This is a genomic window from Streptomyces sp. NPDC052773 (assembly GCF_044547145.1).
Classification (GTDB): Bacteria; Actinomycetota; Actinomycetes; order Streptomycetales; family Streptomycetaceae; genus Streptomyces.
On record NZ_JBITZX010000013.1, the window covers coordinates 166048 to 185181 of the forward strand.

18 protein-coding genes and 2 pseudogenes are annotated in these 19134 nt (G+C 74.0%); 8 read left to right on the forward strand and 12 right to left on the reverse strand.

All coding sequences use genetic code 11. The annotated features are described in order from the left end of the window. The first annotated feature begins 56 nt into the window (after window positions 1-56). From ACIG0D_RS26625 to ACIG0D_RS26650, 6 genes are all read left to right on the forward strand, one after another. Window positions 57-662, forward strand: a complete 606-nt coding sequence (locus tag ACIG0D_RS26625; protein ID WP_399805612.1) for a sulfite oxidase-like oxidoreductase — start codon at window positions 57-59, stop codon at window positions 660-662. Then, a complete protein-coding gene (locus ACIG0D_RS26630) occupies window positions 655-1425 on the forward strand; it encodes a ferredoxin reductase (protein WP_399805614.1) in 771 nt (256 codons plus the stop codon). Before ACIG0D_RS26625 ends, ACIG0D_RS26630 begins: the two co-directional genes overlap by 8 nt. 121 nt (window positions 1426-1546) lie before the next feature. Then, a complete protein-coding gene (locus ACIG0D_RS26635) occupies window positions 1547-2128 on the forward strand; it encodes a hypothetical protein (protein ID WP_399805616.1) in 582 nt (193 codons plus the stop codon). 133 nt (window positions 2129-2261) lie between these two features. Continuing rightward, window positions 2262-3230 carry an acetylxylan esterase gene (locus ACIG0D_RS26640; protein ID WP_399805618.1) on the forward strand — a complete coding sequence of 323 codons (969 nt, stop codon included), beginning with the start codon at window positions 2262-2264 and terminating at the stop codon, window positions 3228-3230. Window positions 3231-3345: 115 nt separating this feature from the next. Next, window positions 3346-4512, forward strand: a complete 1167-nt coding sequence (locus tag ACIG0D_RS26645; protein ID WP_399805620.1) for a serine hydrolase domain-containing protein — start codon at window positions 3346-3348, stop codon at window positions 4510-4512. 141 nt (window positions 4513-4653) lie between these two features. Continuing rightward, the gene (locus ACIG0D_RS26650) at window positions 4654-5424 is read left to right on the forward strand and encodes a GntR family transcriptional regulator (RefSeq protein ID WP_399805622.1); all 771 of its coding nucleotides are present in this window, start codon (window positions 4654-4656) and stop codon (window positions 5422-5424) included. Window positions 5425-5443: 19 nt separating this feature from the next. On the opposite strand, the gene ACIG0D_RS26655 is transcribed toward ACIG0D_RS26650, so the two are convergent. Further along, window positions 5444-6175: a methyltransferase domain-containing protein gene (locus ACIG0D_RS26655; RefSeq protein ID WP_399805625.1), complete on the reverse strand. Its 732-nt coding sequence runs from the start codon at window positions 6173-6175 to the stop codon at window positions 5444-5446. A gap of 242 nt (window positions 6176-6417) precedes the next feature. Between ACIG0D_RS26655 and rho the strand changes: the two are divergent. Together rho and ACIG0D_RS26665 are read left to right on the forward strand one after the other, a co-directional pair. Beyond that, window positions 6418-7566, forward strand: a pseudogene (rho, locus tag ACIG0D_RS26660) (transcription termination factor Rho); the annotation flags it as partial. Window positions 7567-7728: 162 nt separating this feature from the next. Then, window positions 7729-8550 (forward strand): annotated as a pseudogene (locus ACIG0D_RS26665) (D-alanyl-D-alanine carboxypeptidase family protein); the annotation flags it as partial. Between the two features lie 35 nt (window positions 8551-8585). Here the strand turns inward: ACIG0D_RS26665 and ACIG0D_RS26670 are convergent. The 11 genes from ACIG0D_RS26670 to ACIG0D_RS26720 form a co-directional block, all read right to left on the reverse strand. Beyond that, the gene (locus ACIG0D_RS26670; RefSeq protein ID WP_399805627.1) at window positions 8586-9935 is read right to left on the reverse strand and encodes a glycosyltransferase 87 family protein; all 1350 of its coding nucleotides are present in this window, start codon (window positions 9933-9935) and stop codon (window positions 8586-8588) included. Continuing rightward, complete coding sequence (mptB, locus tag ACIG0D_RS26675) at window positions 9932-11326, reverse strand: polyprenol phosphomannose-dependent alpha 1,6 mannosyltransferase MptB (RefSeq protein ID WP_399805629.1); 1395 nt, start codon at window positions 11324-11326, stop codon at window positions 9932-9934. Before mptB ends, ACIG0D_RS26670 begins: the two co-directional genes overlap by 4 nt. A 125-nt stretch (window positions 11327-11451) precedes the next feature. Then, window positions 11452-12384, reverse strand: coding sequence for a glutaminase (locus tag ACIG0D_RS26680; RefSeq protein WP_399805631.1), 933 nt, complete (start codon window positions 12382-12384; stop codon window positions 11452-11454). A gap of 56 nt (window positions 12385-12440) precedes the next feature. Continuing rightward, window positions 12441-13853 (reverse strand): aspartate ammonia-lyase, encoded by a 1413-nt coding sequence (gene aspA, locus ACIG0D_RS26685; protein ID WP_399805633.1) that lies wholly within the window; start codon window positions 13851-13853, stop codon window positions 12441-12443. A 124-nt stretch (window positions 13854-13977) separates the two neighbouring features. Next, window positions 13978-14982, reverse strand: a complete 1005-nt coding sequence (locus ACIG0D_RS26690; protein ID WP_399805634.1) for an asparaginase — start codon at window positions 14980-14982, stop codon at window positions 13978-13980. Window positions 14983-15024: 42 nt separating this feature from the next. Further along, window positions 15025-16494 (reverse strand): amino acid permease, encoded by a 1470-nt coding sequence (locus tag ACIG0D_RS26695; RefSeq protein ID WP_399805636.1) that lies wholly within the window; start codon window positions 16492-16494, stop codon window positions 15025-15027. After that, window positions 16491-17168 carry a FadR/GntR family transcriptional regulator gene (locus ACIG0D_RS26700; protein WP_399805715.1) on the reverse strand — a complete coding sequence of 226 codons (678 nt, stop codon included), beginning with the start codon at window positions 17166-17168 and terminating at the stop codon, window positions 16491-16493. The genes ACIG0D_RS26695 and ACIG0D_RS26700 overlap by 4 nt, the downstream gene beginning before the upstream one ends. Window positions 17169-17310: 142 nt before the next feature. Continuing rightward, entirely contained in the window at window positions 17311-17667 is a 357-nt protein-coding gene (gene crcB, locus ACIG0D_RS26705; protein ID WP_399805638.1) for a fluoride efflux transporter CrcB, read from the reverse strand. Next, window positions 17664-18029 carry a DUF190 domain-containing protein gene (locus ACIG0D_RS26710; RefSeq protein WP_399805641.1) on the reverse strand — a complete coding sequence of 122 codons (366 nt, stop codon included), beginning with the start codon at window positions 18027-18029 and terminating at the stop codon, window positions 17664-17666. The genes crcB (ACIG0D_RS26705) and ACIG0D_RS26710 overlap by 4 nt, the downstream gene beginning before the upstream one ends. Further along, entirely contained in the window at window positions 18026-18490 is a 465-nt protein-coding gene (gene crcB / locus ACIG0D_RS26715) for a fluoride efflux transporter CrcB (protein ID WP_399805643.1), read from the reverse strand. The genes ACIG0D_RS26710 and crcB (ACIG0D_RS26715) overlap by 4 nt, the downstream gene beginning before the upstream one ends. Window positions 18491-18583: 93 nt before the next feature. After that, window positions 18584-18871, reverse strand: coding sequence for an ArsR family transcriptional regulator (locus tag ACIG0D_RS26720; RefSeq protein WP_399805645.1), 288 nt, complete (start codon window positions 18869-18871; stop codon window positions 18584-18586). Window positions 18872-19134 lie beyond the last annotated feature (263 nt).

Genomic DNA, 19134 nt, shown 5'->3' on the forward strand with positions numbered 1-19134 from the left:
GACTGTTCCCGGACCCGGAGGTCAGGGCGGCTTCCGGGGGCACGTACGGTTGAACCATGAACGTCACCCGAGGCTTCACCGGGCGCCCGCGCGTCCACCGTCCGGGCCTGCCGCCCGGGCAGTACGACGCGGGCGACGACTGGCCCGTCCTGTCCGCCGAGGTCACCCCCGACCTCGCCCCCGCCGACTGGACCTTCCGCATCGACGGACTGGTCGAGGAGGACCGCACCTGGACCTGGGAGCAGGCGCACGCGCTGCCCGGGTCGGTGTACGAGGGCGACATCCACTGCGTGACGAGCTGGTCGAAGTTCGGCGTGCGGTTCGGCGGCGTGTCCGTGGACGCGTTCCTGGACGCCGTACGGCCGCTGCCGTCCGCCACGCACGCGGTCGCCTACTCGCACACCGGGTACACCACGAACCTCCCGCTGGCCGACCTCACCGGCGGCAAGGCGTGGATCGCGTTCACCTACGACGGGCGGCCGCTCGCCCCCGAGCACGGCGGCCCGGCGCGGCTGCTGGTGCCGCACCTGTACTTCTGGAAGAGCGCGAAGTGGATCGCGGGCCTGCGGCTCCTCGACCACGACGAGCCGGGCTTCTGGGAGCAGAACGGCTATCACGCGCGGGGCAACCCGTGGGAGGAGCAGCGGTACTCCGGTGACTGAGACGTCCACTCCCCCCGCCTTCACTCCCCCGACCCGGTTCGCCATCCCCGGCCGGATCGCCGTGACCCATCAGGGCGCGGGCGTCTGGCAGACCGCCACCCTCACCGAGATCCGCCGGGAGACCCCGCGTGCGGCCACCTTCCGGTTCGCGGTGCCCGCCTGGGTCGGCCATGTCCCCGGCCAGCACCTCCAGCTGCGGCTGACCGCCGAGGACGGATACACCGCCCAGCGGCACTACTCGCTGGCGTCCGCGCCCGACGACTCCGGGCACATCGAGCTGACCCTGGACCATGTCGAGGGCGGCGAGGTCTCCGGCTGGTTCCACACCGAGGCCCGGCCCGGCGACCGGGTCGAGGTGCGCGGTCCGGTCAGCGGCTTCTTCGCCTGGCCCGGCGACCGGCCGGCCCTGCTGATCGGCGCCGGGTCCGGCGTCGTACCGCTGATGTCGATGCTCCGGCACCACCGGGCGCGAGGGCTGGACGTGCCGCTGCGGCTGCTGGTGTCCGCGCGCAGCCCGGAGGAGCTGATCTACGCGCGGGAGTACGGCGCGGAGACCACCCCCGTGTTCACCCGGAGCGCTCCCGCGGGCGTGCCCGTGGGCCGGATGACGGCCGCGCACCTCGAGCCGCTGCTGGCCGAGCAGCCGCCGGGCGGCTGGGAGGTCTACGTCTGCGGGTCCAACGCCTTCGCCGAGCACGCCTCCCGGCTGCTGGTGGCGGCCGGGCAGCCGGTGGACCGCATCCGCATCGAACGCTTCGGCTGAGCCGGCTCCCGCCCCCGCGCTACTCTCCGCGCGCGGCTCGCACCCCGGGTGAACGAACCCCATCGGACGGGGTACGAGATGCGTGTGGGTGCTCGCGCGCGGACGCGGCGAGGAGGCGGAGATGCGAACCCGGGTGCGCGGCTGGCGGTGGCAGCGCAATCCGCTGCGGCGCCGGTCGGACGTCGTGGAAGCGTGGACGGTGCTGGTCGTCACCGTCCTGCTGGTGCTGGGCGCGCCGCTGACCGGGGCGGTCGCGGCCTGGTGGGCGCATCAGGACGCGCGGACGACGGTGGCCGAGCAGCGCGCGGAACGGCAGCGGGTGCGGGCCGAGGTGGTCGGCCGCACCCCGGGCGCGGTGCCGCTGCAGGGCGGCCGTGAGTACACGTACCGGGCGACCGTGCGCTGGACCGATCCCGACACCGGTGTACGCACGGCGGTCGCGCGCGTTCCGGCGGGCACCGCGCGGGGCGAGACGGTCGACGTGTGGTTCGACGGCCGGGGCCGCAGCGTGCCTCCCCCACCGGACGCGAGCGCGGTCTGGCAGCACACCGTCGCCATGGGGGTCTGCGCGGCGGGCGTCACGGCGGGTGTGGTGCTGGTCGGCCACACGCTGGTCCGCCGGGCGGCGCTCCGCCACCGGCTGGCGGAGTGGGAACGGGAGTGGGCGCGCACCGAGCCGGAGTGGACCCGGCGGAGGGCGTGAGAGCCGCCCGGGAGATGCAGGCGTTCGAGATGCCGGACAGCGTCCGATAAATGGGCAGGCGGTGGCGATCCGCCACCCCCGACCGTACGGTGTTTGATCATCAACGGCCCTCTGCACACAAGGCGGTCCCTCCATGGCCCTGTTCGACCTCCCGCTCGACGAGCTGCGGGAGTACCGCAGCGCGTCCACCGAGCCCGAGGACTTCGACGCCTTCTGGTCCAAGACCCTCCGGGAAGCGCGCGAGCACGACCTGGACGCCCGGTTCGAGCCCGTCGAGACCGGCCTGTCGACCGTGCAGGTGTACGACGTGACGTTCGCCGGGTTCGGCGGCCACCCGGTGAAGGGCTGGCTGATACTGCCCGCCGGCGCGGACGAACCGCTGCCGCTGGTGGTGGAGTTCGTCGGCTACGGCGGCGGGCGCGGCCTGCCGCACGAGCATCTGCTGTGGGCCTCGACCGGCCGCGCGCACTTCGTGATGGACACCCGCGGCCAGGGCAGCGCCTGGGGCGGCGGAGGCGGCACCACCGACCCGGTGGGCGGCGGCCCCGCCTACCCCGGTTTCATGACCCGCGGCATCGACGCGCCGGAGAACTACTACTACCGCCGGGTGTTCACGGACGCCGTGCGCGCCGTCGAGGCGGCCCGCTCGCACCCGCTCACCGACGCCTCCCGCACCGTCGCGCTCGGCGCCAGCCAGGGCGGCGGCATCACCCTCGCCGTCGGCGGGCTGGTGCCGGACCTGGTGGCGGTCGCGCCGGACGTGCCGTTCCTGTGCGACTTCCCGCGCGCCACGACGCTGACGGACCGTCACCCGTACCGGGAGATCGGCCTGTACCTGAAGACGCACCGCGGCCGCGCCGAGGAGGTCCGGCGCACCCTGTCGTACTTCGACGGCGTGCACTTCGCCGCCCGCGGCCGGGCGCCCGCCCTGCTCTCGGCGGCGCTGGAGGACCAGACGTGTCCTCCCTCGACGGTGTTCGCGGCGTTCAACGCCTGGGCGCACGACGACAAGGCGATCGAGGTCTACGAGTTCAACGACCACGAGGGCGGCGGACCGTACCAGGATCAGGCCAGGATGCGCTGGCTGCGGTCGTACGCCTGATCCAGGCCGATTCGCGCGACGCCCGCTTCCCTCCGGTCCGACCAGTCGGTACGTTCGGCGGCGGTCCGGTGCGCGACAGCGCGCGCCGGGCCTTCCGAGGGACGACGGAGGGTGCATGTCCGAGCGCGAGCCAGAAGTCCACGGCCATTGCGACAGCCGCTTCACGGCGGTGCGCACGGCGTTCGAGGAGAACTTCCGCGACCGCGGCGAGCTGGGTGCCGCGATCGCCGTCACGGTCGACGGGGTGCGGGTGGTCGATCTCTGGGGCGGCTGGGCCGACCCCGAGCGCACCCGGCCCTGGGAGCGCGACACCGTGGTCAACGTCTGGTCCACCACCAAGGGCCCGGTGGCGCTGTGCGCGCACATCCTCGCCGACCGGGGACTGCTGGACCTGGACGCGCCGGTGGCCGACTACTGGCCGGAGTTCGCGGCGGCCGGCAAGGAGCGGGTGCTCGTCCGGCATCTGCTCTCCCACCGGGCCGGACTGTCCGGGCCGCGTGAACCGCACTCCTTCGCCGACCTGTGCGACTGGGAGCTGACGACCCGGCGGCTCGCCGCGATGGCGCCGTGGTGGGAGCCCGGAACGGTCTCCGGCTATCACGCGCTGACCTACGGCCATCTGGTCGGCGAGGTGGTGCGCCGGGTCTCGGGGCTGCTGCCGGGCGCCTTCCTGGAGCGGGAGGTGACCGGGCCGCTCGGCATCGACTTCACCATCGGCCTGCCGGCGAAGGACGCCGGGCGCGCCGCCCGCCTGGTGCACGCGCCGGCCGCCCCGCGCAGCGAACAGGCGGCGGTCTTCAGCCAGTTGGCACCCGCCGCGCTGGCCGCGCTGACCAACCCCGCGGTGGGGGCACGGGAGGCCTGCACCCCCGAGTGGCGGGCCGCCGAGATACCCGCCGCCAACGGCCACGGCACCGCCCGCGCGGTCGCGGACCTGTACGGCGTCCTGGCGGGCCGGGGTGACCTCGACGGGCGGCGCGTGCTGTCCGCGGAGGCGGCGGAGCGGGTGCGCGAGGGGCAGGGCGCGTGCCGGGACCTGGTGCTCGGCGCCGGGTTCGAGCGGGAGACGGAGGCCGGGCTCGGCCTGTGGCTGAGCGGGGCGAACGGCTCGTACGGGCCGAATCCGCGTGCCTTCGGCCATGACGGCTTCGGCGGTTCCTGCGGGCTGGTGGACCCGGAGGCGGGGGTCTCGCTGGGCTATGTGATGAACCGCATGGGCGCGCGTATCGCGGACGACCCGCGGAAGACGGCGCTGGTGGAGGCCGTGTACAGCGCCCTGTGACACCCGGGGAAGGGCGGTCCGCGCGGTGCGGTTTCGGCCGAACCGCCGGGCCGCCCTTCCCTACTGGTTTAGACCAATGCTAGATGTGGTGGCGCAATGAGCCTGCACGGCTACGGCACGTCACCAACAGGAGGGCGCGGCATGGCCCGCACCACCCCGCACGACCACCCGCAGACCGCCGACCGGACCGCCCACCGCGGCGCCGACCAGCCTCTGTACTGGCGGATCGCCACCGAGTTGCTGGGCGAGCTGCGCGACGGCACCATCCCGCCCGGCGAACGGCTGCCCGGCGAACGGCAGTTGGCCGAGTACTTCCGGGTCAGCCGGGAGACCGTACGGCAGGCGCTCGAGGTCCTGCGCCGCGACGGACTGGTCGCCACCGACCGCCGGGGCAGCCACGCCACTCTCCCCGGCCCGCCGGTCGAGCATCCGACCTCGCTCGCCTTCCCCGTCGGCGCACGCCGCCCCGCGGACCCCCGCGCCGTCGACCGGGCCACCGTCGCCTGGGAGATCCCGCCGCCCGAGCACGCCGAGGCGCTGGGGCTCGCCCCGCACCGGCCGACCCTGGTGCACCGCTACGAGTCGGCCGGCGCCGACGGCCGGGGCCGGCGCACCGCCGTGACCTCCTTCTCGGCGGTGGCGCTCGCGGAGGTCACCGAACTGGGGCGCTACCGCGACCGCGCCCACGGCACCTCCTCCGCGCAGCTGCGGCGCGCCTACGACTGGATGCGCCGGGCCGGACTCACCCTGCACCACCGCGACATCATCACCCGGATCCCGGACACCTCCTCGGTCCGGGTGACCCGGCTGGTCCAGGACCAGTACGGCCGGCCGCTGGAGATCACCGACCTCCTCGTGGACGCCCACCGGGACGCGCTCGTCTACGAGTTCACCCTCCCCGCGGCGGTCTGACCCCCGGCACCGCCGCGCCTCACGGGAGCCGCCGGGCCGCCACCAGCCGGACCCGCGGGCTCCCGTCCCGCCGCCGCCCGAACTCGGGCAGGGCGTACAGCTCCACGGCGAACCCGGCACGCTGGAGCTCATCGCGCACCCGGCCGAGTCCGAACGTCCGGTAGTACATGACGAACGGGGGCCGCCACAGCGCGTTGCGCACCCGCATCACCGCGTCGAAGCCCAGCAGCGCCCAGTAGGCGCGTGAGCCCGGGCGGGGCGGGGCGACGACCGGGAAGACGAAGCGGCCACCCGGCCGCAGCACCGCGCGGACCTGGCGGAACACGGTCGGCACCTCGGCCGGCAGGAAGTGCCCGAACGCGCCGAAGCTGACCACGAGATCGAAGGCGGGCCCGAAGGGCAGCGCGCGGGCGTCCCCGCGCACCCAGGAGACGCGCGGCCCGCCCGCCGGGGGCCGGACCCGGTCACGGGCCACCGCGAGCATGCCCGCGCTGAAGTCGACCCCCGTGACGCCGCGCGAGCACACCCGGGACAGCACGCCGACGCCCGCACCCGTGCCGCAGCACAGGTCGAGCCCGTCCTCGAAGGGCCCGAGCCGGCGCAGGGCCGCGGTGACGGCGTCCAGCACGGAGTCCGGGGTGCGGAACGGGGTGTGGTCGAACTTGGGCGCGAGCAGGTCGTAGCCGCGCTCGACCGACGACAGCGCCTGGACGGCGAGTTCACGGAGGCTGGGACCTTCGGGGCTGAACATCGGCGCCAGCCTACTCGCGGCAGCCGGACACCGAGCCCGCGGCTCCGTGGGTGGTACAGTGCGAGTGGTACTTGTGTACGCCCCGTCGAGGGCGCCGGTACCGGTTCTTCGTTCCCCCTCTCCACCGCCTCTCATCGAGGTGCGTTCCCGCCGCCCGCACGGTGCGCTGTGCGCCCGTCCTTCCGCGCGGCTCCTTCCCCCTCTCTTCCCTCTCTCATGGCTGCCGTCCTCGAAAGGACCACCTCATGACCACCACTCTGGAACACCCTTCCCTCAAGGAGCACGCACCGGTCGCCCAGGCCGTCACCGGCGTGCTCGACGTCGACGCGGGCGGGAAGGGGCGGCTGCGCGCCGCGCACTGTCTGCCGTCGCCCGCCGACCCGCAGGTCCCCGCCGCGCTGATCCGCCGGTACGGGCTGCGCAAAGGCGACCTCGTCGACGGTGTGAGCGACGGGCGGGGCGCGCTGACCGGCGTCGTACGCGTCAACGGCCGTACGCCCGACGAGGCGCGCGGGCGGCGCCGCTTCGGCGACCTCGTGCCCCTGCACCCGCACCGGCGGCTCCGCCTGGAGCACCCGGCCGCGGGGCTCACCGGACGCGTCGCCGACCTGATCGCGCCGGTCGGCAAGGGGCAGCGCGGGCTGATCGTGGCCCCGCCCAAGAGCGGCAAGACCGTGCTGCTCCAGCAGACCGCCGCGGCGATCGCCGGCAACCACCCCGAGTGCCGGCTCATGGTCGTCCTCCTCGACGAACGTCCCGAGGAGGTCACCGACATGCGGCGCTCGGTGCGCGGCGAGGTCTACGCCTCGACGTTCGACCGGACGCCACGGGAGCACATCGCCCTCGCCGAACTCGTCGTGGAGCGGGCCAAGCGGCTCGTCGAGCAGGGCGAGGACGTGGTGATCCTGCTCGACTCCCTGACCCGGCTGTGCCGGGCGTACAACAACGCGGCGTCGTCCGGCGGGCGCACCCTCAGCGGTGGTGTCGACGCGGCGGCGCCGCACGGGCCGAAGCGGTTCTTCGGGGCGGCCCGCCAGGCCGAGGAGGGCGGTTCGCTCACCATCCTGGCGACCGCGCTGGTGGAGACCGGCTCGCGGGCCGACGAGTACTTCTTCGAGGAGCTGAAGAGCACCGGCAACATGGAGCTGCGGCTCAGCCGCGAACTCGCCGCCCGCCGGCTCTTCCCGGCCGTCGACCTCACCGCCTCCGGCACCCGCCGCGAGGAACTGCTGCTCTCCCCCGCCGAGTCCGCCACCGTGCGCGGCCTGCGCCGGGTGCTCCGCTCCCGTGACGTGGCGACCGATCTGGAGACCCTGCTCCGGCGGCTGCGCGAGACCCCGGACAACGCGACGTTCCTGCGACGCGTCAAGCCGACGCTGCCGTCCGGCTAGGGGGTGCCGCGGTGCACCGGTGCGTGTGGCATCCGGGTGCACGCGGGCGGTCAACGGCCCGGGCAGCGCCGCGCATGCGGCGAGCGTTTCTACGTTGACCGTATGACGATCGGATTCTCATCCAGGCTGACCGTGTCGACCTGCGGTTTCTGTCTGGCGGGCATGCTGGCTCTCGCGTCCGCCGCGGTGGCCGCCCCGGCCGGCGGCGACCCCGGCGCGCCGGGCGGGCCGCGGGCGGCCCCGCGGCCCGCGCTCCTGTACCGGCCCGGCACCCATGTCCGGCCGCGCGCGGGGGCGCCCACGGTCCCGGACGTCTCCGCGCGGTCCTGGCTGGTGGCGGACGCCCGTACCGGCGAGGTGCTGGCCGCGCACGACGCGCACCGCAAGCTGCCGCCCGCGAGCACCCTGAAGACGCTGTTCGCGCTGACCGTGCTGCCGGTGCTGCCCGGCGGCGTCCGGCACCGGGTCGAGCCGGACGAGCTGAAGGGGGTCGGGCCGGGCAGCAGCCTGGTCGGGGTCTCCGAGGGCCACACCTACCGGGTCGCCGATCTGTGGCGTGGGGTCTTCCTCAGCTCCGGCAACGACGCGGTGCGGGTGCTGGCCGCGCTCAACGGGGGCTGGCGGACGACCGCGCACCGCATGCAGGCGAAGGCGCGTGCACTGGGCGCGCTGGACACGCGCGTGCTGTCCCCGGACGGCTACGACGCGCCGGGCCAGGTGTCCTCGGCGTACGACCTGGCGGTGTTCGGCCGGGCCGGGCTGCGCAACCCCGACTTCGCGCGGTACTGCGGGACCGTGGAGGCCCGTTTCCCCGGGCGCGGCGGCTGGGCCTTCGAGATCCGCAACACCAACCGGCTGCTGACCGGCGCGGACGGGGTGGAGCGGTACCCGGGGCTGATCGGCGTCAAGAACGGCTACACCAGCAACGCGGGCCACACCCTGGTCGCCGCGGCCCGCAAGGGCGGGCGGACCCTCGTGGTGACGGTGATGAACCCGCAGGAGGGCGACGGGTTCGCCGTCTACGAGGAGGCCCGCTCGCTGCTCGACTGGGGGTTCGAGGCCGCCGGCCGGGTGGAGCCCGTGGGGTCGCTGGACGCCCTGCGGACCCGGCCGAGGCCGGGTCCGGACGTCGTACCCGCCGCGGCGGCCGTTCCCGCCGACACCGGGCCGGGCTGGGCCGACGGGGCGGCGATCACGGCCGCCGCGGTGCTGGGGGCCGGGGCGGTCGCGCTGGCGCTGCGGCTCCTGTTCGGCCGGATGCCCGAGGAGTGACCGGCGGGCAGCCACAGCAGCAGGCCGAGGGTGATCCAGGTGTAGGCGTTGCCGCCGAGGAAGCCGTCGACGCCGGAGGTGTCGTCGACCCACAGCCACACCACGCTGGTGCACAGCACCGCGTACAGGGCGCCCGCCCAGCGGGTCCGTCCGGCGCGCACCAGCCCGGCGAACGCCGGGAGCAGCCACACGAGATGGTGGACCCAGGTGACCGGGCTGACCAGACAGGCCGTCAGCCCGGTCAGCGCGAACGCGGCGGGCCAGTCCCCCGCCGCGACCGCCCGGCGGGATCGCCACGCCCACACGCCGAGGATCAGCAGCACGGCCACCGCCCACACGGCGTGGCCGGTCAGGCCGAGGCGGGCCAGAACGCCCTGCACCGACTGGTTGGAGACATAGTCGAGCCGGCCCACCCGGCCGGTGTCCCACAGCGCCCGCGTCCAGTAGAACCGTGACGCGTCGGGCGCCACCCACGCCGCGCACGCGGTCGCCCCGGCGGCGACCCCCGTTGCCAGCGCGGCGGCCCGGCCGCGGCGGGCGAGCAGCAGCAGGCCGATGAAGAGCGCCGGTGTCAGCTTGACCGCCGCGGCGAGTCCGATGCCGGCGCCCGCGAGGCGCCCCCGGCCCGTGGCCAGCAGCCGGGCGTCGCCCAGCACCAGCGCCAGCAGCACCAGGTTGACCTGGCCGAAGCTGACGGTGTCGCGGACCGGCTCGTACAGCGCGAGCGCGCAGGCGGCCAGGGCGCAGCCGTACCAGCCGTAGCGCCGCCACGCCGTCCCGGTCAGCAGGCGCAGGCACACGGCGAGGGCGGTCAGGTTCACCAGCAGGGCGATCACCACGGCGGTGCCCATTCCGACCAGGGCGAGCGGCAGCATGGCGACGGCCGCGAAGGGCGGGTAGGTGAAGCCGTACGGTGTGCCCGGCACCCGGTAGTCGTAGAGACGGCCCCCGTCGGTCCAGTGGTGGACGGCCCCGTGGTAGACGCGCAGGTCGAACCAGTCCCGCAGCAGCGGCACGGTCGCGGTGAAGACGGTCACGGCGGTCGCGAGGGCCAGGACGAACAGCAGCCGGGCGCGGTCCGTGCGGGGCGGGTTCACGCCGTGCGCCCCAGGGCCGGGGCCCGCACCGCCTGGTGAGCCTGCCACAGGACGACCACCGCGAGGGCACCGCCGCAGCCGGCCAGCAGCAGCCGGCCGGGGTCGGCGGGGCCGCCGCTCGGCAGCACGGCGAGGGCGAGCAGCGCGGTCACGGCGGCGACCCGGTGGCGTACGGAGGCGCTGGGGGCCGCGGCGGCGATGAGGAACAGGCCCCACAGCGCGTACCAGGGGCGGATCGCCGGGCCGAACGCGGCCACCGCGGCGAGGCTGAGGCCGAGCGCGTACACCGGGCGCGGGCGCAGCCGCAGCCAGACGAGGCACAGGACGGCCGCGGTGAGGGCGAGGCCGAGGGTGTGCCAGGCGGGGACGGCGAGCGGAGCGAGATCGCTGCCGAGGTGGTCCAGCAGGGCGGCGGTGGCGCGGCCGAGCAGGCTGGTGAGTGCCCAGTTGTGCGGGGAGACGGGGGTGTGGAGGGCGGCGATCCAGCCGTAGCCGGTGCCCGCGACGACGGTCGCGGCGATCGTGGTGGCGGCGGCGGTGAGGCCGGTGGTCAGCACGGCCCGGACCGGACGGTGTCCGGCGCGCGCCGCGAGCACGGCGACGGCGGCCAGGCCCAGTACCGCGGGCGCCTTGACCAGCGCGGCGAGCGTGACGAGGACGGCTCCGAGGACCGGCCGGCGTCCGAGTGCGGCGACCAGGCCCACGCCGAGCAGGCCCAGCATCATGGCGTCGTTGTGGGCGCCGGCCACGAGGTGCAGCAGCACCAGCGGGTTGAGCGCGCCCAGCCACAGCGCGGCGGCCGGATCGGCGCCGCTGTGCCGGGCGAGCCGGGGCAGCGCCGCCGCCATCAGGGCGACCCCGAGCAGGGCGACCAGCCGCATCCCGAGCAGCCCGGTGGGGAGTTCACCGCCGGCCGGTCCGGACAGCGCGGCTGCGACGGCCAGGAACACCGGCCCGTACGGCGCGGCGGTGTGCCGCCACAGCGGGGCGACCTCGTCGGCCGGCGGGCCGCCGAGCGCGGACGGGCCGTGGGTGTACACGTCGATCCCGGCGTCGACCATGGCGCCCTGTGCGAGATAGCTGTAGACGTCCCGGCTGAACAGCGGCGGGGCCAGCAGCAGCGGCGCCGCCCAGAGGGCGAGGACGAGCAACAGGGCGCGCTCGGTGGGCGGCTGGGTTCCGCGCAGGAGGCGGCCGAGCAGCGCCCAGGCGGCGATCAGCAGGACGACCCCGAAGTACACCCCGACCAGGCCGAGGGCCGCGCCGGGGGACGCGGGCGACGGCAGCTCGCGGACGGGCAGGGCTCCGGCCGTCTCACCGCCCAGGGCGAGGACGGCGGTCCCGGCCAGCCCGAGCATCCGGCAGTGGCGGAGATCGACGGAGGAAGCCATGGCCAACACCGGGGCAGCGTGACAACGCGGGGTGGCCTGCGGGCGACACGGGGGTCTCCGGGGGTCAGCCGGTGCGTTACCGGTGGGTGCCCGTCACCGTGCGGGGCGCTGTCCGGGTGCGGCGCTCAGAACACCGACAGGCCGGTGAGCGTCGTGAAGCGGTCCAGGGCCGCCACGCCCGCCACCGAGTTGCCGCGCTCGTCCAGGCCCGGGCTCCACACGCACAGGGTGCAGCGGCCGGGGACGACCGCGATGATGCCGCCGCCCACGCCGCTCTTGCCGGGCAGGCCCACGCGGTAGGCGAAGTCGCCCGCCGCGTCGTACGTGCCGCAGGTCACCATGATCGCGTTGACCTGCTTGGCCTGGCTGCGGGTGAGCAGCCGGGAGCCGTCGGCGCGCACCCCGTGCCGGGCGAGGAAGGCGGTCGCGCGGGCCAGGTCGGCGCAGGACGCCCGCAGGGAGCACTGCCGGAAGTACTGCTCCAGCAGCTCCGGCACCGGGTTGTCGATGTTGCCGTACGACGCCATGAAGTGGGCGAGGGCCGCGTTGCGGTCGCCGTGCGCGGCCTCGGAGGCGGCGACCTCCTCGTCGTAGGACAGCTCCGGGTTGCCGGACTCGGCGCGCAGGAAGTCCAGGAGGGTGCCCGTCGCGTCGCCGGTACGGGTGTGCAGGCGGTCGGTGACGACGAGGGCGCCCGCGTTGATGAACGGGTTGCGCGGGATGCCGTTCTCGTACTCCAGCTGGACCAGGGAGTTGAACGGGTTGCCGGAGGGCTCGCGGCCCACGTACTCCCAGAGTTCGTCGCCCTCGCGGGCCAGGTCGAGGGCGAGGGTGAAGACCTTGGTGACGGACTGGGTGGAGAACGGCTCGCGCCAGTCCCCCACGCCGTACACCGTGCCGTCCAGCTCGGCGACGGCCATGCCGAAGCGGCGCGGGTCGCGGGCGGCGAGCGCCGGGATGTAGTCGGCGGGCCGGCCGCGGCCGGGCGTGCGCTCGATCTCCTCGGCGATGCGCTCCAGGACCGGCTGGAAGGTCATCGACGACGTCATGATCACCATTGTGCCTCCGGGCCGTTCCAGGTGCGCATCGGCGGGTCCTCCGGGGAGAACGCGGGTCAGACGACGGGCGAGCCGTTGCCCGCGACGACCTCGGGCCGCAGCAGGGCGGCCAGCTTCTCCTGTGGCAACAGGCCCTTCTCCAGGACCAGTTCGGCCACGCCCCGGCCGGTGGCCAGGGCCTCCTTGGCGATGTCGGTGGCGGCCGTGTACCCGATGTGCGGGTTCAGGGCGGTGACCAGGCCGATGGAGTTCTCGACGCTCGCCCGCAGCACCTCGGTGTTGGCGGTGATGCCGGCCACGCACCGCTCGGCGAGGGTGACGCAGGCGTTGCGCAGGTGGGTGATGGACTCCGAGAGGGAGTGCAGGATGATCGGCTCGAAGGCGTTCAGCTGCAGCTGACCGGCCTCGGCGGCCATGGTGATGGCGACGTCGTTTCCGATGACCTCGAAGGCGACCTGGTTGACGACCTCGGGGATCACCGGGTTGACCTTGCCGGGCATGATGGACGAACCGGCCTGCACGGGCGGCAGGTTGATCTCGCCGAGGCCCGCGCGCGGCCCGGAGGACAGCAGCCGCAGGTCGTTGCAGCTCTTGGAGAGCTTGACGGCGATCCGCTTCAGCACACCCGACATCTGCACGAACGCGCCGCAGTCCTGGGTGGCCTCGACCAGGTTGGCGGCGGTGACCAGGGGCAGCCCCGTGATCTCGGACAGATGGCGGCGGGCCGCCTCCGCGTAACCGCGGGGCGCGTTGAGTCCGGTGCCGATGGCGGTCGCGCCCAGGTTGATCTCGTGGATCAGCTCGACGGCCTCGGCGAGCCGGCTGCGGTCCTCGTCGAGCATGACGGCGTACGCCGAGAACTCCTGGCCCAGCGTCATCGGTACGGCGTCCTGGAGCTGGGTGCGTCCCATCTTCAGCACGTCGCGGAACTCCACGGCCTTGCGCGCGAAGGCGTCCTGGAGCACCGACATGGCCTTGAGCAGCCCGCGCACCGCGAACACCGTCGCGATCTTCACGGCGGTCGGATAGACGTCGTTCGTCGACTGCCCCAGATTGACGTCCTCGTTGGGGTGCAGGTACCGGTACTGCCCCTTCTCGTGGCCCAGCAGTTCCAGCGCCCGGTTGGCGACGACCTCGTTGGCGTTCATGTTGGTCGAGGTCCCGGCGCCGCCCTGCACCACGTCCACCACGAACTGGTCGTGCAGTTCACCGGCCCGGATCTCCCGGCACGCGGCGACGATCGCGGCGGCCTTATCCGGGTCCAGCAGCCCGAGCTCCTCGTTGGCGAGCGCGGCGGCCTCCTTCACGGCGGCCAGGGCGGTGATCAGGTGCGGATAGGCCGAGATCGGCGTGCCGGTGATGGCGAAGTTCTCCGTGGCGCGCAGCGTGTGCACACCCCAGTAGACGTCGGCGGGAACGTCCCGGTCCCCGAGCAGATCGTGCTCACGACGGGTGGCGACGGCGTTCATCGAAAAGGTCTTCTTTCTGAGAAGGGTGAAGGTGAACTACCTCAGGGGCGCGGGGAACTGCGCGACCGGCCACGAAACGACCCGCAGACCGCCGACGGCCCGCAGCCCCCCTCGGACTCGGCGCCTACACGGACACCGGGTCCAGCGCCCGAACCACCCGCACAGACCCCACCGGCTCCCCGCCACCGAGCAACGGCTCCCCGGCGAACCCGGTCAGCAGTGCCGGGTCCACGCCCGCGCGAGCAAGCGCCGCCGCGGCGACGGGAATCCGCGCCCGGTTCGCACCGTCCGCGATCTTCACGGCGATCGCACGACCGTCGGGCAGGGCGGCGACCTGTACGCCCTCGAAGCCGTCCTTGGCGAGCAGCCCCGGCACGGCCCGCATCAGCGCGGCCACGTCCCGCCCGGCCCCGGAGGCCATCTCGGCGTGCAGACGCATCGCGTCGGCGACCCGCGCCTCCGGCGTGCCCGGCGCCGCGGTGGTGATCCGGGCGACGGCGCGCGCGAGACCGTGCAGGGAGACGGAGAACAGCGGCGCCCCGCAGCCGTCGACGGTGACCGCGGCGACCCGCTGCCCGGTCAGGTCCTCGACGATCTCGGCGATCGCCTGCTGGAGGGGGTGCTCGGGGTCGAGATAGTCGTCCAGGGACCAGCCGTTGAGGCGGCAGACGTACAGCATGGCGGCGTGCTTGCCTGAGCAGTTCTGGGCGAGCCGGGACGGTGGCCGTCCCTCGCGCACCCAGGCGTCCCGCACGACCGGGTCGAACGGCATGTCGGGCGTGTTGCGCAAGTCGTCCTCGGTGAGGCCGGCCAGCTCCAGGATCCGCCGGGTACCGGCGAGGTGGCGTTCCTCGCCGGAGTGGCTGGCGGCGGCCAGGGACAGCAGCTCCCCGTCGAGCGGCAGCCCGGCGCGGACCATGGCGACGGCCTGGACCGGCTTGAGCGCCGAGCGCGGGTAGAACGCCGCCTCGATGTCGCCGAGCTGGAAGGTGACCCGGCCGTCGGCGTCGAGGACGACGGCGGAGCCGTAGTGGATGCCCTCGACGACCCCGCCGCGGACGAGGTGGGCGACGGGGGCGTGGAGGGGTTCACGGACGAGGGGTGCGTCCGCGACGGAACTGCTGTACATCACTGCCTGGTTCTTCGGTGGGTGGGTGTCGGCCGGGCGGGGTTACGCGTCGGCCTTGGTGGGCGGGGTGGTGTTCCCGATGCGGCCGCGGATGGCGTACCAGCCCGCGACCAGGGCGGCGACGATCAGCGGCAGGCACAGCACGGTGGTGCGTCCGGCGCCGCCGTCGGCGTACATGAGGACCAGGACGGAGGCGAGGAAGGCCAGCGTCACGATCTCGGTCCAGGGGGATCCGGGGAGCCGGTAGGCGGGGCGGTCCAGCTCGCCCTGCTGGGTCTTCTTCCAGAACAGCAGGTGGCAGAGCATGATCATGCCCCAGGTGGCGAGGATGCCGATCGCGGCGAAGTTCAGCACGATCTCGAACGCCTCGGCCGGGACGACGAAGTTGAGGCCGACGCCGAGGACGCAGAAGCCGCTGGTGAGCAGGATGCCGCCGTAGGGGACCTTGCTGCGGCTCATGACGCTGGTGAACCTGGGGGCGGAACCGGCCATCGCCATGGAGCGCAGGATGCGGCCGGTGGAGTACAGGCCGGAGTTGAGCGAGGACATCGCGGCGGTGAGCACGACGAGGTTCATGATGCCGCCGGCGGCGGGCACGCCGATGTTGGAGAGCACGGTGACGAAGGGGCTCTCGCCCGCCTTGTACGACGACCAGGGCAGCAGCATCGACAGCAGTACGACCGAGCCGACGTAGAACAGTCCGACGCGCCACATGATCGAGTTGATCGCCTTCGGCATGATCTTCTCGGGGTTCTCGGTCTCGCCGGCGGCGACGCCGACCAGCTCGACGGAGGCGTAGGCGAAGACGACGCCCTGGACGATCAGCAGCATGGGCAGCAGGCCGTTGGGGAAGACGCCCCCGTTGTCGGTGATCAGCGACGGGCCGGGGGTGTGGCCGTCGACGGGGTGCTGGGTGACCAGCAGGAAGATGCCGATGCACATGAAGACGACGAGCGCGCCGACCTTGACGATCGCGAACCAGAACTCCAGTTCGCCGAAGATCTTCACCGAGATCAGGTTCACGGTGAGCACGACGGCGAGCGCGATCAGCGCCAGCACCCACTGCGGGATGTCGGAGAACATGCCCCAGTAGTGGGTGTAGGTGGCCACGGCGGTGATGTCGGCGATGCCGGTGGTGGCCCAGTTGAGGAAGTACATCCAGCCCGCGGTGTACGCGCCCTTCTCGCCCATGAACTCGCGGGCGTACGAGACGAAGGCGCCGGAGGAGGGCCGGTAGAGCACGAGTTCGCCGAGGGCGCGCACGACGAGGAAGGCGAAGACGCCGCAGACCGCGTAGGCGATGAAGAGGGAGGGGCCGGCGTCGGCGAGCCGGCCGCCGGCGCCGAGGAAGAGTCCGGTGCCGATGGCGCCGCCGATGGCGATCATGTTGACGTGCCGGGACTTGAGGGACTTGCTGTAGCCCTCGTCTCCGGCGTCGACATGGCCGGAACGTTTCTGCACGCCGCCGCCGTGCCCGGTCTGCACGTCCTCGTGCAGGGACTGCTCGCTCACGCCTCGGGTCCGCCTTCCGTGGGGGTGTCCGTGCGCGCGGGGCGCACGATGTGGGTGAGGGTGGTCTCGACGCGGTCGAGGTGGTGGGACATCGCCTCGACGGCGTCGTGCTCGGAACCGTCGATCAGCGCCTCGACGATGGCCCGGTGCTCGCGGTTGGACTGCTCGCGCCGGCCGCCGAGTTCGTTCAGGAACGCGGACTGGCGGGCGAGGGCGTCCCGGATCTCCTCGATGACCCGGCGGAACACCGGGTTCTGGGCGGCCTCGGCCACGGCCAGGTGGAAGAGGGTGTCCATCGCGACCCACGCGGTGGTGTCGGTCTCCCGCTCCATGCGGTCGAGCAGATGGGCCAGGTGGTCGAGGTTCTCGGGGGTGCGGCGCAGCGCCGCGTACCCGGCGACCGGGATCTCGACGTGCCGGCGCACCTCCAGCAGATCGCTGGCCGCGTAGTCGCCGAAGGTGGGGTCCTCGACGCTGTTGGCGACCACGAAGGTGCCCTTGCCGGTCTTGGCCACGGTCAGGCCGAGCGCCTGCAGGGCGCGCAGCGCCTCGCGCAGCACGGGCCGGGAGACCTCGAGGGTGCGGCACAGCTCCGCCTCGGAGGGCAGCTTGTCGCCGATCGCGTACTCGCCGCGCTCGATCGCGCCGCGAAGGTGGGTGAGCACCGCTTCCATGGCGCTGACGCGCCGCGGGCCCGGACCACCTGTCTGGCTGTCTGACAGGTTCACGGTGGTCGATCCTGCGGGTAATGCGAGGGGGCTGTCAAGGCAAGTGAAAGGAAAGATTCAGGAACCCGGACGGGTGATGTGATCCCTTTCACATGGCGTGGGCCAGTGCGACGCCCGCGAACGCCGCCGCGAGGCCGGCGAGCACGCTCGCCAGCACGTTGAGCGCCGCGTGCAGCCGGGCGCCGGTCTCGGCGAGGCGCAGGGTCTCGTAGGAGAAGGTCGAGTAGGTGGTGAGGGCGCCGCACAGGCCGGTGCCGAGCAGGAGTCCCCAGCGGGAGCCGATCGCGGCGCCGGTCAGCAGGCCGAGGACCAGGCAGCCGGTGACGTTGACCGTGAAGGTGCCCCAGGGGAAGACCGAGTCGTGGCGGGACTGCACCGCGCGGTCGGTGAGATGGCGCAGCGGGGCGCCGATCATGCCGCCGACGACGACCAGCAGCCAGTTCACGAGGCCTCCTCCCGGGCGGCGGGCCGGACGATCTCGCAGGGGTCGAGGGTGACCAGGCCGTCGGTGACCAGCTCCGCCAGCCGCGGGACGAAGGCCCGGACGCGGTCCTCGGTGTCCACGATCACGACGGCGACCGGCAGGTTCTCGCTCAGCGACAGCAGGCGGGAGGTGTGCACGACCGAGGAGGCGCCGAAGCCCTCGATCCCCCGGAAGACGCTGGCACCGGCGAGGCCCGCCGCGTGCGCGCGGTGCACGATCTCCGTGTAGAGGGGCCGGTGGTGCCAGGTGTCGTTCTCGCCGACGAGGACGGTCAGGCGCAGGGCGGGGCCGGTGGGCCGGGGCGTCGCCGTATCGGGGTTCATCGCTGCCTCCGGGTGAGGAGCCGCCGGGTGGCCGAGGCCGCGAGCCAGACGGCGGCGAGGGCCGCGAGGAGGGTCGCGGCGAGGTAGGCGAACGCCGTGGCGGGGCGGCCCGCCTCGATCAGCCGCTGGATGTCGACGGCGTACGTCGAGAAGGTGGTGAAGCCGCCGAGCACGCCGGTGCCGAAGAACGGGCGCACCAGCGGGCGGGCGGGGCGGATCTCGGTGACGGTGACCAGGAAGACGCCGATCACCGCGCAGCCGGCGACGTTGACCCAGAAGGTCGCCCAGGGGAAGCCGTCCGGTGCGGCGGGCCAGAGCAGGGACGCCGCGTAGCGGGCGGCGGCCCCGATGCCGCCGCCGGCCGCGACCACGGCGACGACCGGTGCCTGGGCGCGCCAGGCGGGGCGTCGTGCGGGCGGCGTGGCGTGCGGGGGCGCGCTGTGGGTGTCGGGGGCTGTCATGCGGTCAGCAGCGTAACTCCGGCTCGCGGCGGCGGGCACCTCGGGCCGGGTGCGGTGCGGACGGACGCTCCGCGCTCTCGGGTGGGGCCGCCCTCACCACCCCTTCTCGAAGATCCGCGCGACCTCCGCGATCCGCATGTCGTCGCGCCGGTAGTGGACGCGGCCGTCGACGTGGTGGGTGCGGAGGAGGCCGAGAGAGGCGAGGAGGGCGAGGTGGCTCTCGGCGACCGGGCGGGGCACGCCGAGTTTGGCGGCGACGGCGTCGGCGGGAACGCCGTCGGCGGTGCGGTCGGTGGGATCGTGCGGTGGGAAGTGGGCGGCCGGCTCCTTGAGCCATTCCAGGATGCGCAGCCGTGTGTCGTTGCCGGGAGTCCTCAGCATGTCGTCCCCCTCGGTCGGGCTCCTCACTGCCCGTTTTTCCCTGTGCGGCGGGGGTCGAGACATCGCATCCCGGACTCGGCACTCCTTGGCCGAGATCGAACGAGTTCTCGACTCGGCAGGGGGCGCACAGCCGGGGGGGGGGGGGGGGGGGGGGGGGGGGGGGGCGGGGGCGGGCGCCGCGCGGGGGGGGGGGGGGGGCGCGGGGGGGGGGGCGCGGGGGGGCGGGCGGGGGGGGGGGGCGGGGGCGGGCGCCGCGCGGGGGG